The organism is Amycolatopsis sp. NPDC059235 (genome assembly GCF_042754125.1).
Classification (GTDB): domain Bacteria; phylum Actinomycetota; class Actinomycetes; order Mycobacteriales; family Pseudonocardiaceae; genus Amycolatopsis; species Amycolatopsis albidoflava.
Genome location: NZ_JBHZAG010000084.1, coordinates 25,188 through 39,848, shown reverse-complemented (window position 1 = coordinate 39,848; position 14,661 = coordinate 25,188). Strand labels below are relative to the sequence as shown.

Annotated in this window: 12 protein-coding genes; 5 read left to right on the top strand and 7 right to left on the bottom strand. The window is 69.9% G+C overall.

All coding sequences use genetic code 11. The annotated features are described in order from the left end of the window. Positions 1-143: 143 nt before the first annotated feature. Positions 144-857, bottom strand: a complete 714-nt coding sequence (locus ACFXI3_RS37435; RefSeq protein WP_378406079.1) for an alpha/beta hydrolase — start codon at positions 855-857, stop codon at positions 144-146. Positions 858-960: 103 nt separating this feature from the next. On the opposite strand from ACFXI3_RS37435, the gene ACFXI3_RS37430 reads away from it, so the two are divergent. Together ACFXI3_RS37430 and ACFXI3_RS37425 are read left to right on the top strand one after the other, a co-directional pair. Further along, positions 961-1,341 carry an OB-fold nucleic acid binding domain-containing protein gene (locus ACFXI3_RS37430; protein ID WP_009075573.1) on the top strand — a complete coding sequence of 127 codons (381 nt, stop codon included), beginning with the start codon at positions 961-963 and terminating at the stop codon, positions 1,339-1,341. Positions 1,342-1,428: 87 nt separating this feature from the next. Beyond that, positions 1,429-2,097 (top strand): DUF3159 domain-containing protein, encoded by a 669-nt coding sequence (locus tag ACFXI3_RS37425; protein WP_378406081.1) that lies wholly within the window; start codon positions 1,429-1,431, stop codon positions 2,095-2,097. Between the two features lie 57 nt (positions 2,098-2,154). Here ACFXI3_RS37425 and ACFXI3_RS37420 read toward each other — a convergent pair whose 3' ends face one another. Further along, complete coding sequence (locus ACFXI3_RS37420) at positions 2,155-2,811, bottom strand: TrkA family potassium uptake protein (RefSeq protein WP_344267550.1); 657 nt, start codon at positions 2,809-2,811, stop codon at positions 2,155-2,157. Further along, positions 2,811-3,476, bottom strand: a complete 666-nt coding sequence (locus ACFXI3_RS37415) for a TrkA family potassium uptake protein (RefSeq protein WP_354750456.1) — start codon at positions 3,474-3,476, stop codon at positions 2,811-2,813. Before ACFXI3_RS37415 ends, ACFXI3_RS37420 begins: the two co-directional genes overlap by 1 nt. Positions 3,477-3,572: 96 nt before the next feature. Between ACFXI3_RS37415 and ACFXI3_RS37410 the strand changes: the two genes are divergently transcribed. Continuing rightward, positions 3,573-5,621: an APC family permease gene (locus ACFXI3_RS37410; protein WP_344267546.1), complete on the top strand. Its 2,049-nt coding sequence runs from the start codon at positions 3,573-3,575 to the stop codon at positions 5,619-5,621. Next, a complete protein-coding gene (locus ACFXI3_RS37405) occupies positions 5,618-6,808 on the top strand; it encodes a class I SAM-dependent RNA methyltransferase (RefSeq protein WP_378406077.1) in 1,191 nt (396 codons plus the stop codon). Before ACFXI3_RS37410 ends, ACFXI3_RS37405 begins: the two co-directional genes overlap by 4 nt. A 1-nt stretch (position 6,809) precedes the next feature. Here ACFXI3_RS37405 and ACFXI3_RS37400 read toward each other — a convergent pair whose 3' ends face one another. The 4 genes from ACFXI3_RS37400 to ACFXI3_RS37385 form a co-directional block, all read right to left on the bottom strand. Next, positions 6,810-7,229: a hypothetical protein gene (locus tag ACFXI3_RS37400; protein ID WP_344267542.1), complete on the bottom strand. Its 420-nt coding sequence runs from the start codon at positions 7,227-7,229 to the stop codon at positions 6,810-6,812. Between the two features lie 575 nt (positions 7,230-7,804). Beyond that, the gene (locus ACFXI3_RS37395; protein ID WP_344267540.1) at positions 7,805-9,358 is read right to left on the bottom strand and encodes a GMC family oxidoreductase N-terminal domain-containing protein; all 1,554 of its coding nucleotides are present in this window, start codon (positions 9,356-9,358) and stop codon (positions 7,805-7,807) included. Next, positions 9,355-10,881, bottom strand: a complete 1,527-nt coding sequence (locus ACFXI3_RS37390) for an APC family permease (protein WP_378406074.1) — start codon at positions 10,879-10,881, stop codon at positions 9,355-9,357. The genes ACFXI3_RS37395 and ACFXI3_RS37390 overlap by 4 nt, the downstream gene beginning before the upstream one ends. 32 nt (positions 10,882-10,913) lie before the next feature. After that, the gene (locus ACFXI3_RS37385; protein WP_378406072.1) at positions 10,914-12,383 is read right to left on the bottom strand and encodes an aldehyde dehydrogenase family protein; all 1,470 of its coding nucleotides are present in this window, start codon (positions 12,381-12,383) and stop codon (positions 10,914-10,916) included. Positions 12,384-12,592: 209 nt separating this feature from the next. Here ACFXI3_RS37385 and dxs point away from each other — a divergent pair, with 209 nt between their 5' ends. Continuing rightward, positions 12,593-14,509, top strand: coding sequence for a 1-deoxy-D-xylulose-5-phosphate synthase (gene dxs, locus ACFXI3_RS37380; protein WP_378406070.1), 1,917 nt, complete (start codon positions 12,593-12,595; stop codon positions 14,507-14,509). The last annotated feature ends 152 nt before the right edge of the window (positions 14,510-14,661 follow it).

Sequence of the window (14,661 nt, the reverse complement as noted above, 5' to 3'; positions counted from 1 at the left end):
ACTCTGCCTCCTCTGGGGTGTGGGGTTTTTTTTAAAGCAATCTTTCCCGCCTTGACAAGCACCCCCAGACCGTCAGGACAATCAAACTTCGGGGTGCCCCACGCAACCAACGGGCGCAATGTCGCCGCCAGGCGACGAGCCGCTCACGCCCGCAACCCCCGCAAAAACGCCAAAACCGTCACCCTCCCCAACGCCTCCCGATCCCGCCCAACCACCTCAAGCGACGTCTCCCCGTAAACCCCCCGAGGCAACGCCCCAGCCCACCCCCGAGCCACCTCCGCAGGATGAACCGGATCATCCGCACACCCCCCGACCCCAGCCGGAACCCCCACCCCCCGCAACTCCTCCAACGTCGGCGCACTCCTGCCGGCAGCAACCCTCAACCCAGCCTCCAGCCCGTCCCCATGCCGCCGCCAAGCCCGCCCCAACTCCTCCCCAAGCCACTCCGGACTCCCCGCGACAGCCGCCGCCAAAGCCCCCTCCACCCCCACATCGGCCACCAGATCCGCTGTAACGCCCGCGGCCAGCGCCGCGGGTGCTGATCCGGATTCCCCGTTCCAAGCCGGGAGCGCCGCCAGCAGCCCCCCGCAACGCCCGGGATTCGCCACCGCCCACTCCGCCGCGAGATGCGCCCCGAACGAAATCCCGCCCACCAGCACCGTCCCGTACCGGTCAGCGAGACCGTCCAGCTCAGCCAAAAACGCCTCCGCGAGACCGGCCCCAGCGACCGGCGTGGGCGTGATCAGCGGCACTCCCAGCGCGGCCAGCGGCCCTCCGAACACCGAGCGCACGAAGACCTCGTCAGAGCCGGTGCCGGGCAGCAGGACGGCGGCCGGGATACGGATTGCGGACGTCACGTTGCGATCTTGCCCCAAACCCGTTTCCCTGACTGGGACCACAGCTACGCTGGAACACGCACGGGCCGAACGAAGTCGGGGCCCCGGAGCACAGGAGCACACCATGTCCGCCAAGGACGGCGGCTACTTCAGCCGGTTGGTTCGCAAGCTGACCAGCGACGTCGAGGACCTCGACGCCGACGAGATGTCCGAGAGGTCGGGTGCCGAAGGCGCGCAGCGCGCCTGTGACTGCCGGTCCGGCGAAGAGGTGACGGTGCTCGGCAGGCTGCGCAGCGTCGAGCTGTCGCCGACCGACGGGCCCGCCTCGCTGCAGGCGGAGCTGTTCGACGGCACGCAGGGCGTGACGCTAATCTGGCTGGGCAGGCGCCGGATTCCCGGCATCGAGCCCGGCCGCACCGTCAAGGTCCGCGGCCGGATGGCCGAACGGGACGGGCAGAAGGTGCTCTACAACCCGTATTACGAACTCCAGAGCCCGGTAGGGTGATCAACGCTCGTGACTGAACCCGCTGCTCCCCGCGACGAGAAGGACGCGCCCGGAAACGGGGGCGACGAAGAGCGGCAGCCGACGCTGATGGAGCAGATGGGCGGGGTTTCCGGCCTGTTCTACTCCTCGGTGCCGGTCATCGTGTTCGTGCTCCTGAACGCGTTCTTCGGGCTCACCGTGGCGATCTGGGGCTCGATCGGCAGCGCGGTGGCGATCACCGTCCTGCGCGTCGTGCGCAAGGAGCCGCTGCAGCCGGCCATCTCGGGCTTCTTCGGCGTCGCGATCGCGGCGTTCATCGCGTTCCGCACCGGGTCCGCGAAGGGGTTCTTCCTGTTCGGCATCTGGGCGAGCCTCGCCTACTGCGCCGTGTTCGTGATCTCGGTGCTGGTGCGCTGGCCGCTGGCGGGCGTCGTCTGGAACGCGCTCAACGGCAACGGCACCGCCTGGCGCAAGGACAAGCCGTCCCGCTACGGCTACGACGTCGCGACGCTCGCGATGGCCGTCATCTTCGCCGCCCGGTTCGTGGTGCAGCGCTGGCTGTACGACGGCAACCAGACCGGCTGGCTCGCGTTCGCCAAGATCGCGATGGGCTACCCGCTGTACGCGATCGGGCTGCTGGTGGTCGTCTGGGCGGTGCGCCGCTCCGACAAGCGGCTGAAGGCGCTCGCCGAGGAAGAGCCGGAGCCGGAAACCGACGCGCAGGTGGAGGCGCGGCTGCGGGAGAAGTACGCGCAGACGCCGACCCCGGAGACCTGATCCGACGCGGCAAAAAAGGGGCGGGCCCATCGCGGGCCCGCCCCTTTTTCGTCCGTCTCAGTAGCCGAGCGCCGAGCGGATCTCCGGTTCGACGTCCGAGGTCGCGACGAACAGCAGCTCGTCGCCGGCCTCCAGCGGGTCCTCCGGCTGCGGCACGATCACCCGGTCGCCGCGCAGGATGGTCACCAGCGCCGCGTCGCGCGGCAGCGCCAGCTCGCTCACCGGCTTGCCCGCCAGCGGCGTCTCCTCCGGCAGGGTGAGTTCCACCAGGTTCGCCTGCCCCTGCCGGAACGTCATGAGCCGCACCAGATCGCCGACGCTCACCGCCTCCTCGACCATCGCGGCGAGCATTCGCGGGGTCGACACGGCCACGTCGACGCCCCACGCGTCGGTGAACAGCCACTCGTTGGCCGGGTTGTTCACCCGCGCCACCACGCGGCGCACCGCGAACTCCGTCTTCGCCAGCAGCGACACCACGAGGTTCGCCTTGTCGTCGCCGCTCGCCGCGATCACGACGTCGCAGCGTTCGATTCCGGACTCCTCGAGGATCGACACCTCGCACGCGTCGCCCAGCACCCAGTCGGCCTGCGGAACGGATTCCGGCTCGAACTGGTCGGCGTCGCGCTCGATCAGCATCACCTGGTGATTGCCGTCGATGAGCTCGGCGGCGATGGACTGCCCGACGGCTCCCGCGCCCGCGATCGCGACCCGCATCAGTTCTCCTCCTCGGGGGCGCGAGCGGCCAGGCTCGTCACGTCTCCGACGGTGCCCGAGCGCGCCGCCACCCACACGTCGTCGTCGGCCTGCACGACGGTCTTCGCGTCCGGCAGCACCGGGGTGCCGAAGCGCATCATGAACGCCACCCGCGCGCCGGTGGTCTCCTGCAGCTCGCGCACGCTGCGGCCGACCCAGCCCTCGTGCAGCGGAAGCTGCAGCAGCGCGACGTTGCCGGACGGGTCGCGCCACGCGGAGGCGACGCCGTCGGGCAGCAGGGTGCGCAGGAACCGGTCGGTCGTCCACGGAACGGTCGCGACGGTCGGGATGCCCAGCCGTTCGTACACCGCGGCGCGCTTGTGGTCGTAGATCCGCGCGACCACGTGCTCGATGCCGAAGTTCTCGCGCGCGACCCGCGCGGAGATGATGTTGGAATTGTCGCCGCTCGACACGGCCGCGAAGGCGCCCGCTCGCTCGATCCCGGCCTCGACGAGCACCCGGCGGTCGAAACCCGCCCCGACGACCTGCTGGCCGTGGAAGTCGCTGCCCAGCCTGCGGAACGCCTGCTGGTTCTTGTCGATGACGGCCACGTCGTGGCCGAGCCGCTCCAGCGCCGCGGCCAGAGACGCGCCGACGCGGCCGCATCCCATGATCACCACGTGCACGCTTAGCCTCCTCGCAGGGTGGGGATGACCCGGTCGTGGGTACCCTCGGACACCAGCGCCGAACCTACCTTGCGCCCACCCGGTTACGCTCTCGTGGTGTCGAAGTTCCCGACCGTGTTGAAACGGCTGGTCCTAGGGCGTCCGTTCCGCAGCGACCGTCTTTCCCACACGCTGTTGCCCAAGCGCATCGCGCTGCCCATTTTCGCCTCCGACGCGCTGTCCAGCGTGGCCTACGCGCCGGAGGAGATCTTCCTGACGCTGAGCGTCGCCGGCCTGTCCGCGTACGCCTTCGCGCCGTGGATCGGGGTCGCGGTCGCGCTGGTCATGCTCGTCGTCGTGGCGTCGTACCGGCAGAACGTGCACGCGTATCCGAGCGGCGGCGGCGACTACGAGGTCGCGACCACCAACCTCGGCGGGAAGTTCGGCCTGACAGTGGCGAGCGCGCTGCTGGTCGACTACGTGCTGACCGTCGCGGTGTCCACTTCGTCCGGTGTCGCCAACATCGGCTCGGCGATCCCGTGGGTGGCCAACCACAAGGTGATCACCGCGGTGGTGATCGTCGCCGTGCTGACCGCGCTCAACCTCCGCGGGGTGCGCGAATCGGGCAAAGCGTTCGCCATTCCCACTTACGGCTTCATCGCCGGCATCCTGATCATGGTCGTCTGGGGGCTGTTCCAGACCTTCACCGGCACCGAGATGCGCGCCGAGAGCGCGGGCTTCACGCTGCACGAGGAAGGCAGCTGGGCGGGCGTCGCGTTCGTGTTCCTGATCCTGCGGTCGTTCTCGTCCGGCGCGGCGGCGCTGACCGGGGTCGAGGCGATCAGCAACGGCGTTCCCGCGTTCCGCAAGCCGAAGTCGAAGAACGCGGCCACCACGCTGCTGCTGATGGGCGTGCTCGCGGTGACGATGCTCGTCGGGATCATCACGCTCGCGGTCGTCACGAAGGTGAACTTCGCCGAGGACCCGGCGCGGCAGTTGGCCGGCGCGCCCGCGGGCTACGAGCAGAAGACGATCGTCGCGCAGATCGCGCACGCGGTGTTCGAGAGCTTCCCGCCCGCGTTCTACTACATCTCGTTCTCCACCGGCATCATCCTGCTGCTGGCCGCGAACACCGCGTTCAACGGCTTCCCGGTGCTCGGCTCGATCCTCGCCCAGGACCGCTACCTGCCGCGGCAGCTGCACACCCGCGGCGACCGGCTCGCGTTCTCCAACGGCATCCTGTTCCTCGCGGCCTTCGCGCTCGTGCTGATCATCGCGTTCGACGCGGAGGTCACCCGGCTGATCCAGCTGTACATCGTGGGCGTGTTCGTGTCGTTCACGGTGAGCCAGGCGGGCATGATCCGGCACTGGAACCGGTTGCTGGCCAAGGAGACCGACCCGGCGGCGCGGCGGCGGATGCGCCGTTCGCAGACGGTGAACGCGGTCGGCCTGACCATGACCGGCGTCGTGCTGGTGATCGTGCTGATCACCAAGTTCCTGCTCGGCGCGTGGATCGCGATCGCCGCGATGGTGGCGATTTTCGCGCTGATGACGGCGATCCGGAAGCACTACGACCGGGTGTCGGAAGAGCTCAAGGACATGGGCGACGCGCCGACCGTGCTGCCCTCGCGCAACCACGCGATCGTGTTGGTGTCCAAACTGCACCGGCCGACGCTGCGCGCGCTGGCCTACGCCAAGGCGATGCGCCCGGACGTGCTCGAAGCGGTCACGGTCAATGTGGACGACGCCGACACGCGCGCGCTGACCCAGGAATGGGAAGCGCACAAGTTCAAGGTGCCGCTGAAGGTCGTCGAATCGCCGTACCGGGAAATCACGAAGCCGGTGCTGGATTACGTGAAGCGCGTGCGCGGTGCCAACCCGCGCGACGTGGTCACCGTGTTCATTCCCGAGTACGTCGTGGGGCACTGGTGGGAGCAGGTGCTGCACAACCAGAGCGCGTTGCGGCTCAAGGGACGGTTGTTGTTCCAGCCGGGCGTGGTCGTCGCGAGCGTGCCGTGGCAGCTGGAGTCGTCGCAGAAGGCGGCCGCGCGGATGCGCAAGGCCCGCCCGTCCGCCGGTGACGTCCGGCGCGGATTCACCCCCGGCACCGCTCGCCCGGCGGACGCCAAGAAGCCAGCCCCTGCGACAAAGGAATCATCGGAATGAGCGACAGCTGGCTAGGCCGCGTACTGGAACTGGAAGTAGGTCCGGTCGCGCACGGCGGGCACTGCGTGTCGCGTGTGGACGGACGAGTGCTGTTCGTGCGGCACGCGCTGCCGGGCGAACGCGTCCGAGCGGAAGTGACTGAAGACAAGGGCGGTTCGTTCTGTCGGGCGGACGCGATCGAGGTGCTCAGCGGGTCCGAGCATCGGGTGACGCCGCCGTGCCCGCTCGCCGCGCCGGGCGGCTGCGGAGGTTGCGACTGGCAGCACGCCGAACCGGCCTACCAGCGTGAACTGAAGGCCGCGGTGGTGGCCGAACAGCTGCAGCGGCTCGCCGGGATCGAGCGCGAGGTGGTCGTGGAAGCGCTCGACGACAGCCCGCTCGGCTGGCGCAGCCGGGTGCGGCTGGTCGCCGGACGCGACGGCCAGGCTGGGCTGCGCGCGCACCACAGCCACCGCGTCATCCCGATCGACGACTGCCCGATCGCGGTGCCGGGCTCGCTCGACGCCGCGCTGAGCAAACGCTGGCGGCCGGGCGTCGAACTGGAAACGACCAGCGACGGCGACAACCACCTCCACCTGCGCGAACTCGTCACGGTGCGCGGGCGCACGCAGGGCAAGCAGCTGTCCGGCGGCATGGCGATCCAGCACGCGGCCGGGCGGGACTGGCGGCTCGACGCGCACGGATTCTGGCAGGTCCACCCGCGCGCCGCGGACACGCTCGCGGAACTCGTGCGGGACTGGGCGGACGCGCCGCGCGGCGGTATCGCCTGGGATCTGTACGCCGGGGTCGGGCTGTTCGCTTCGGTGCTGGCCGAGCAGGTCGGCCCGGACGGGCAGGTGCTGGCGATCGAATCCGGACGGCGCGCGGTGACCGACGGCGAGCGCAATCTTTCCGACCTTCCGCAGGTCAGCTGGCGTTCCGGGCGCGTGGAACACCTCATCGGGGACGCGCCGACGCCGGTCGACGTCGTGGTGCTCGACCCGCCGCGCAAGGGGGCGGGCCGAGAGGTCGTCAACGCGATCGCGGCCGGCGAGCCGGATCGGATCGTCTACGTGGCTTGCGACCCGGCGGCGTTGGCGCGGGACGTGCAGTTCTTCTCCGAGCACGGGTATTCGCTGACGGATCTGCGGGCATTCGACGCGTTCCCGATGACGCACCACGTGGAGTGTGTCGCGCTGCTGCAGTGACTCAGCGCGCTCGTTGGGCAGCGGCTGCCGCGGCGAATCCGGTCGCGGCGAGGACCAGGCCGGAGGCCAGCAGCACCCACGCCCCGACCGCTGGCTGTACAGCGGCGGACGGGGCGAGCCGGTTCACGCCGGGGAGCGTGATCACGAGGTAGTGCAGCAGGATTCCCGCTACCGCGATGCCGGTCAGGGAGGCGAAGGCCAGGGGCTCGGCTTGGCGTCGGCGCAGGGTCAGGATCGCGAGAGCGAACGCGAGCGCCAACGCCCCGGCGCAGACCAGCCGGAGGCCGAGGTCCAGGTCGGGTTCCAGAGCGCCCAGCGGCAGATGCGACGGCAGGTAGTGCGCGGTCGGCAGGGCAAGCCCGACGCCACCGCCCACCGCGGCGATCGCCCCGGCCCACGCGAGCGCCCGATTGCCTGCCACACAAGGAAGTCTACGTCCGGAGCGTCTCCTGGCCGTGGTTTTGCCTTCGCGATCCCGGTTCCGCCGGTGCTGGCTGGGTGGGGCTCGGCTTGGCGCGGGTAAGGCCCCGGTTGCTTGCTGTGCGTCCGCACCCGCGGCGTGATGGGTCCGCGATTCTCGCCTTCGCCGGTCGCGCGCGGTTCTCCGGCGCTGGCCGCGGATTGTCCGGGTGTGGACCCGGCTCGGTGCGAGGCAGGTGCTCGATTGCTTGTCCCGCAACGAAATCCGCACCCTGAGCAACGCCCGCCCGAGCCGACGATCGTGACTTTTGGTAACGGTTCGATTACTCGAGAACCTTCGCGCGCTCGCTGGCGACTGACCTTATGTGCATCGAGGAGGTGCGCTCTCCGGCAACGGCCGGAGGACGAAGCGAGGGGTGGCACATGATTCTGCGCGAAGTGCTGGCAATGGCGCGTGTTCTGGTGACGGGCCGACGGCGGCCCGGCGCCCGGCTGAGATCCGGCGGGCGGACCGATCCTGTCGGCCGGAGCGAGCGGGTGGCTGTTCCCGCCGGGACACAACCACCCGCCCGAAGATCAGCTCCGGTCTTCCTTGAGCATGTCCGCGCACTTCTCGCCGATCGCCATCGTCGTGATGCACGGGTTCACCGTGACGAGGAACGGCATCACCGAAGCGTCGGCCACTCGCAGGCCTTCGACGCCGCGGACGCGCAGGCGGGCGTCCAGGACCGCCTCCGGGTCGCCGTCCGCGCCCATCCGGGCCGTGCACGCCGGGTGGTACACGGTGTTGTGCGTCTTGCGGAGGTAATCGGCGATTTCGTCGTCGGTTTTGCAGTCCCGGCCCGGCGCGAGTTCCACGCCGGCCCACTCGTCGAGAGCGGGCTGGGCGGCGATCTCGCGGGCGAGCTTCACGCCGTAGGTCATCACGCGCATGTCGTACTCGTCGGTGAAGTAGCGCGGGTCCACGCGGGGCTTGTCGCGGAAGTCGCGGGTGCGCAGCCGCACGGTGCCCCGCGATCGGCTGCGCGTCACGTTCGGCGTGAGGCAGAAGCCGTTCTCCGTCGTCGGGTAGCCGTGCCGGACGGTGTTCATGTCGAACGGGACCGAACCGTAGTGGAACATCAGGTCCGGGCGGTCCAGGCCGTCCTCGGTCATCGTGAAGATGCCGATTTCCCACCACTGCGTGGATTCGGTGACCATCGGCTGCAGGGCGTCCCACATCACCAGGCCCTCGGGGTGGTCCTCGAGGTTCGAGCCGACGCCCGGCGAGTCCACGAGCACCTCGACGCCGACCTCACGCAGGTGCTCGGCGGGCCCGATGCCGGAGAGCATCAGCAGTTTCGGCGTGTCGATCGCGCCGGAGCTGACCACCACCTCGCGGCGCGCGGTGATCGTGCTGTGGTGGATCAGGTCCGGGTCCAGCACCTCGACGCCGGTGCAGCGGCGGCCGTCGAACAGCAGCCGCTTCGCCCGCGCGCCGGTGCGGATCTCCAGGTTCGGCCGCTTGCCCATGATCGGGTGCAGATAGGACACCGATGCCGAGGACCGGGTGCCGTCCTCGCGGGCGTTGATCTGGAACCAGTTCGCGCCGTGGGTGACCGTCGTGCCGGAGTTGAACTCCGTCGTCGGGATGCCCGCCTGGTCGCACGCGGACAGCAGCGCCGCGCCCGCCGGGTCGCGGGGCGGGACCGACCGGATGGTGACAGGGCCGGAGCGGCCGTGGTGCTCGCCGGGGCCGTCGTTGGTCTCGAGTCGTTTGTACAGCGGGAAAACGTCGGCGGCCGACCAGCCGGGCAGGCCGATCGAGGCCCATTCGTCGAGGTCCTCGGCCGGGGCCCAGAACGCGATGCACGAGTTGTGCGAGGAGCAGCCGCCGAGCACCTTGGCCCGGGCCTGGCGCAGGTAGGAGTTGCCCGCTTCCTGCGGCTCCACCAGGTAGTCCCAGTCGTAGCCGGATTCCAGCAGGCCCATCCACTGGGTCAGTTCCAGCACCTCCGGCACGTCCGTGTCGGACGGTCCGGCTTCGAGGAGGCAGACCGTCACGTCCGGGTCCTCGGACAGCCGGGCGGCCACCACCGATCCTGCCGTGCCGCCGCCGACCACCACGTAGTCGAACTCGCTTGCGCTCACCGGGAAACCTCCTCATCGGGCGCGGGGGCGGCGGCGTGGTCCGCCAGCACCCCGACCTTGTGCCGTTGCACGAACCAGTAATAGGCGAAGCCGCCGGCCGCGAAGACGCCGACGAACAGCACCGAAATCCACTTCAGATACCAGTGGAAGGGCGGGGTCGCGTTGTAGATCTCGTTGCGGGGCCAGGCCAGGTTGACCGTCATCGCGCCGCCCCACAACACCGCGAGCACGTTCACCGGAAGGCCCCAGCGGCCGAGGGAGAACCGGCCGGCCGGGGTGCCCTCGCGCGGCCAGCGTCCGCGCAGCCGGCGGATCAGCATCGGCACGGTCACGAGGAGGTAGGACAGGTAGATCAGGATGATCGCGAGGCTGGTGACGGCCGAGAAGATCTGCGTGGAGTTGATGTTCAGCACCAGCAGCGCGACCGCGAGCACGCCGATCACGATCGCGGGCAGCACCGGGGTGCCGGTCGTCTTGTTGACCCGCGCCAGTTTCCGGCCGCCGGGCAGCGCGTTGTCCCGCGCCATCGCGAACGCGATCCGGATCGCCGCGGTGTGCACCGCCAGCACGCACACGGTGATCGCGATGAACACGACGAACAGGAACACCCGGCCGATCGCCGGGCCGAGCGCGTCGGTGAGCACGTACTGCAGGCCGACCGTGCCGAGTTCCGGCGCGTTGATGTTGCCCACGGCCATGAGCGCGAACAGGATGATCAGCCCGCCCAGCACGAAGGAGGCCACCAGCGCGCGCAGGATCGCCTTCGGCGCGTTGCGGTGCGGGTTCAGCGATTCCTCGCCGAGCGAGGCGGCGGTGTCGAAGCCGTACATGACATACGAGGAGGCGATGCCGGCGATCAGGAACGCGCCGAGGTAGCCGGACGAATGCCCGGCTTCGGTGCCGTTCGTCTGGGTCACCACTGACGGGCCGCGGACGAAGTGGAACGCCAGGAACACCACCAGCAGCACGGCGAACAGCAGCTCGACGAACACGCCCGCGCTGTTGATCCGGGCCATCAGCTTCACGCCGAACGCGTTGACCAGCGTCGTGAACACGATCAGCACGGTGGCCAGCAGCACGCCGTTGGCCGCGTCGCTGGTGCCCGTGCCGTCGCCGATGAACTGGAAGAACGACGTGATCTGCGGCAGCGTCCGCTGGTAGGCGAGCGCGGTCGCGGAGATCGAGACGATCGAGGCCAGCAGCATCATCCAGCCGGCCATCCACGCGATGTGCGGGTTGCTGAGCTTCTTCGCCCAGTTGTAGACCGACCCGGCGACCGGGTACTGCGCGGCCAGTTCGGCGAAGCAGAGAGCCACCATCAGCTGCCCGACGAACACCGCGGGCCAGGACCACCAATAGGCCGGGCCGCCCTCGGAGAGACCGAGATAGGACAGCTGGAACACCCCGGTCAGCACCGAGATGTAGCTGATGCCGGCAGCGAAGGTGTGGAAACTGCCGAGCGTTCTCTTGAGCTGGTTGGTGTAGCCGAATTCGCCGAGTTCGCGATCGCCGGTGTCGCTCAAGGGCACGGTTTCCTTTCGGTGGGGGAGGGGGATCAGCCGGAGAACCAGTGCTGGGGACCGGGCTTCAGGTTCTGGTGGATGTGCTTGACCTCGGTGTACTCGGCCAGTCCGGTCGGGCCCAGCTCGCGGCCGAAACCGGACTGCTTGTAGCCGCCCCATTCGGCCTGCGGCAGGTACGGGTGGTAGTCGTTGATCCACACCGTGCCGTGCCGGAGCCGGTTCGCCACGCGCTGGGCGCGGGCGGCGTCCTGAGTGAACACTCCGCCGGCCAGGCCGTAGTGGGTGTCGTTGGCGATGCGGACGGCGTCGTCCTCGTCGATGAACGTCTCCACGGTCAGCACCGGGCCGAAGGATTCCTCGACGACCGCGGTGCTGCCCTGCTGGACGTTGTCGAGGATCGTCGGCAGGTAGTAGAAGCCGTCTTTCAGCGCCGGGTCGTCCGGACGCTTGCCGCCGGTGCGCAGGACAGCGCCCTCCTCGATGGCGGTCGCGACGTAGCGCTCCACCTTCTCGCGGTGCGCGGCGGAGATGAGCGGCCCGGTCTCGGCGTTCTCGTCGAACGGCCCGCCGAGGCGGATCCGCTCCGCGCGGCGCACCAGCTCGTCGACGAACTCGTCGTGCCATTCGCGCTGGATGATCAGCCGCGCGCCGGCCGAGCACACCTGCCCGGAGTGCAGGAACACCGCGGTGAGCGCGTAGTCGACGGCGGTCTCGAAGTCCGCGTCGGCGAACACGACGTTCGGGTTCTTGCCGCCGAGTTCGAGCGCGACCTTCTTCACCGTCGCCGCGGCATTCGCTGCGATCACCCGTCCGGTGGCCAGTCCGCCGGTGAACGACACGAGGTCGACGTCCGGGTGCTCCGACAGCGGGGCTCCGGCCGCCGGGCCCGCTCCCAGCACCAGGTTCGCGACGCCGCCGGGCAGCCCGGCCTCGGCGAGCAGCCGCATGAACAGGATCGAGGTGTGCGGCGTCAGCTCGCTCGGTTTGAGCACGAACGTGTTGCCCGCGGCCAGCGCCGGGGCGATCTTCCACACCGTCTGCAGCAGCGGGTAGTTCCACGGGGTGATGAGCCCGCACACGCCGACCGGCTCGTGCACGATCCGGCTGAACGAATCCGCGCTGCCGGTGTCCACGACGCGGCCCGCGTCGTTGCCCGCGAGCTTGCCGAAATAGCGCAGGCAAGCCGCGATGTCGCTCATGTCGTAGCGGCTCTCGACCAGGCGTTTGCCGGTGTCGAGCGATTCGGCGCGGGCGAATTCCTCCGCGTCGCGGTCGAGCAGGTCGGCCGCGCGCAGCAGCAGGTTGCCGCGTTCGCCGGCCGGGGTGCCGGGCCACGGGCCGGTGTCGAATGCCCGGCGCGCCGCGGCGATGGCGGCCTCGGTGTCCTCCGCGGTCGCTTCGGCGACCTCGGCGACCAGGCTGCCGTCCGCGGGACACCGGATCTCGCGTCGCCCGCCTGCGCGCGCGTCCACCCATTCGCCGCCGATGTACAAGTCCGCCATGGGGTCCTCTCGAGCTCGGGGGTCCGTCCGGGATTATCACGGCCACGCCGGGTGACCGCGACTTGACTGACCGGGCTGGTGATCTTCCCCGCTCGTGGAGTTGCGTTCTCCCCGAAGCTGTGATCCGGGACGCGGGCGGCCGGACCGAGGTGGCGCGCGTCCGTAGACTGGCCGGAACCGGCGGAGGAAGAAACGGGCGAGGTGGAGCGGTGACCATGCTGGACTCGGTGCACGGACCGGCGGATCTGAAGCGCATGAGCGTCGAGGACCTCGGCGAGCTGGCGGCCGAGATCAGGGACTTCCTCGTGGACAAGGTCCGCCGCAGCGGCGGGCACCTTGGCCCCAACCTGGGCGTCGTCGAGCTGACGCTGGCGCTGCACCGGGTGTTCGACTCGCCGCGCGACGCGATCGTGTGGGACGTCGGGCACCAGGCGTACGTGCACAAGATCGTCACCGGGCGGCACGTCGACTTCGACCTGCTTCGCCAGCAGGGCGGGCCCACCGGGTACCCGTGCCGCGACGAGAGCGAGCACGACCTGGTGGAGAACAGCCACGCGTCCACCGCACTGTCCTATGTGGACGGAATGGCGAAGGCGTTCGAGCTGTCCGGCGGCCCGCGCAGGCACGCGATCGCGGTGGTCGGCGACGGCGCGCTCACCGGCGGCATGTGCTGGGAGGCGCTCAACAACATCGCCGGGCGCAAGGACCGTCCGGTCGTGATCGTGGTCAACGACAACGGCCGGTCGTACTCGCCGACCATCGGCGGGATGGCCGACCACCTGGCGTCGCTGCGGCTGCAGCCGGGCTACGAGCGGCTGCTGGACGGCGGGCGCGAGCTGCTGCGCAGCACCCCGGTGGTGGGCAAGCCGATCTACGCCGCGCTGCACGCGGCCAAGGCGGGCATCAAGGACGCGCTGAGCCCGCAGGTGATGTTCTCCGACCTCGGCCTGAAGTACCTCGGCCCGGTCGACGGACACGACCTGGTCGCGCTGGAGAAGGCGTTCCAGAGCGCACGGGCGTTCGGCGGTTCGGTGATCGTGCACGTAGTCACCGAGAAGGGCCACGGCTACGCGCCCGCGGTCAACCACCAGGCCGACCAGATGCACCAGACCGACCCGATCGACCCGGAGACCGGGCTGCCGCCGGTGAAGGGTCCCAGCTGGACCGGCGTGTTCGGCGACGAGCTGGCGAAGATCGGCGAGGAGCGCGAGGACGTCGTGGCGATCACCGCCGCGATGCTGCGCTCGACCGGGCTGGAGAAGTTCTCCGAGCGCTTCCCGGACCGCTGGTTCGACGTCGGCATCGCCGAACAGCACGCCGTGACGTCCGCCGCCGGCCTCGCGATGGGCGGTTGCCATCCGGTCGTCGCGCTGTATTCGACGTTCCTGAACCGGGCGTTCGACCAGGTGCTGATGGACGTCGCGCTGCACCGCCAGCCGGTGACGTTCGTGCTGGACCGCGCAGGCATTACCGGACCGGACGGCCCGAGCCACCACGGCATGTGGGACCTGTCGCTGCTGGGCATGGTGCCGGGCATGCGAGTGGCCGCGCCGCGCGACCCGGGAACCCTGCGCGAGGAACTGCGCGAGGCAGTCGCGGTCCAAGACGGCCCGACCGCCCTGCGATTCTCGAAGGGCAGCGTCGGCCCGGACGTACCCGCGGTGGAGCGGATCGGCACCGTCGACCTGCTGCGCCGCCCGTCAGGTTCGACGGACGTGCTGCTCGTCGCGGTGGGTCCGTTCGCGCAGCTGGCACTGTCGGCCGCGGACCGCTTGGCGGATCAGGGCATCGGCGTGACAGTCGCCGACCCGCGCTGGGTGGTCCCGGTGCCCGCGGAACTGGTGGCGCTGGCGGAACAGCACAAACTCGTAGTGACAGTCGAAGACAGCGGCCGCCACGGCGGCTTCGGCTCGGCGCTGGCGGCGGTGCTGCGGGATGCCGAATGCGACGTCCCGCTGCGCGATCTCGCGGTGCCCCAGGCGTTCCACGACCACGGAACCCGCGCCGAGGTGCTCGACCGGATCGGCCTGACCGCCCAGGATGTGGCGCGCCGGATCACGGAGTGGGCTTCGGGACGGCTGGGCTCCGATGTGGAGGAGACGGCGGGGGAGAAGCCGCGCGCCTGAGCGAAATCGAGCGGGGCAAGCTTCGCGGTTGAGCGGAGCTGGCTTCGGGACGGCCGGGCTCGGACGTAGAGGAGACGGCAGGGAAGCCGTGCGCCTGAGTTGAGGCGGCCGGACGGGGATGCTTCGCGCTTGAGCGGAGTGGGCTTCGGGAC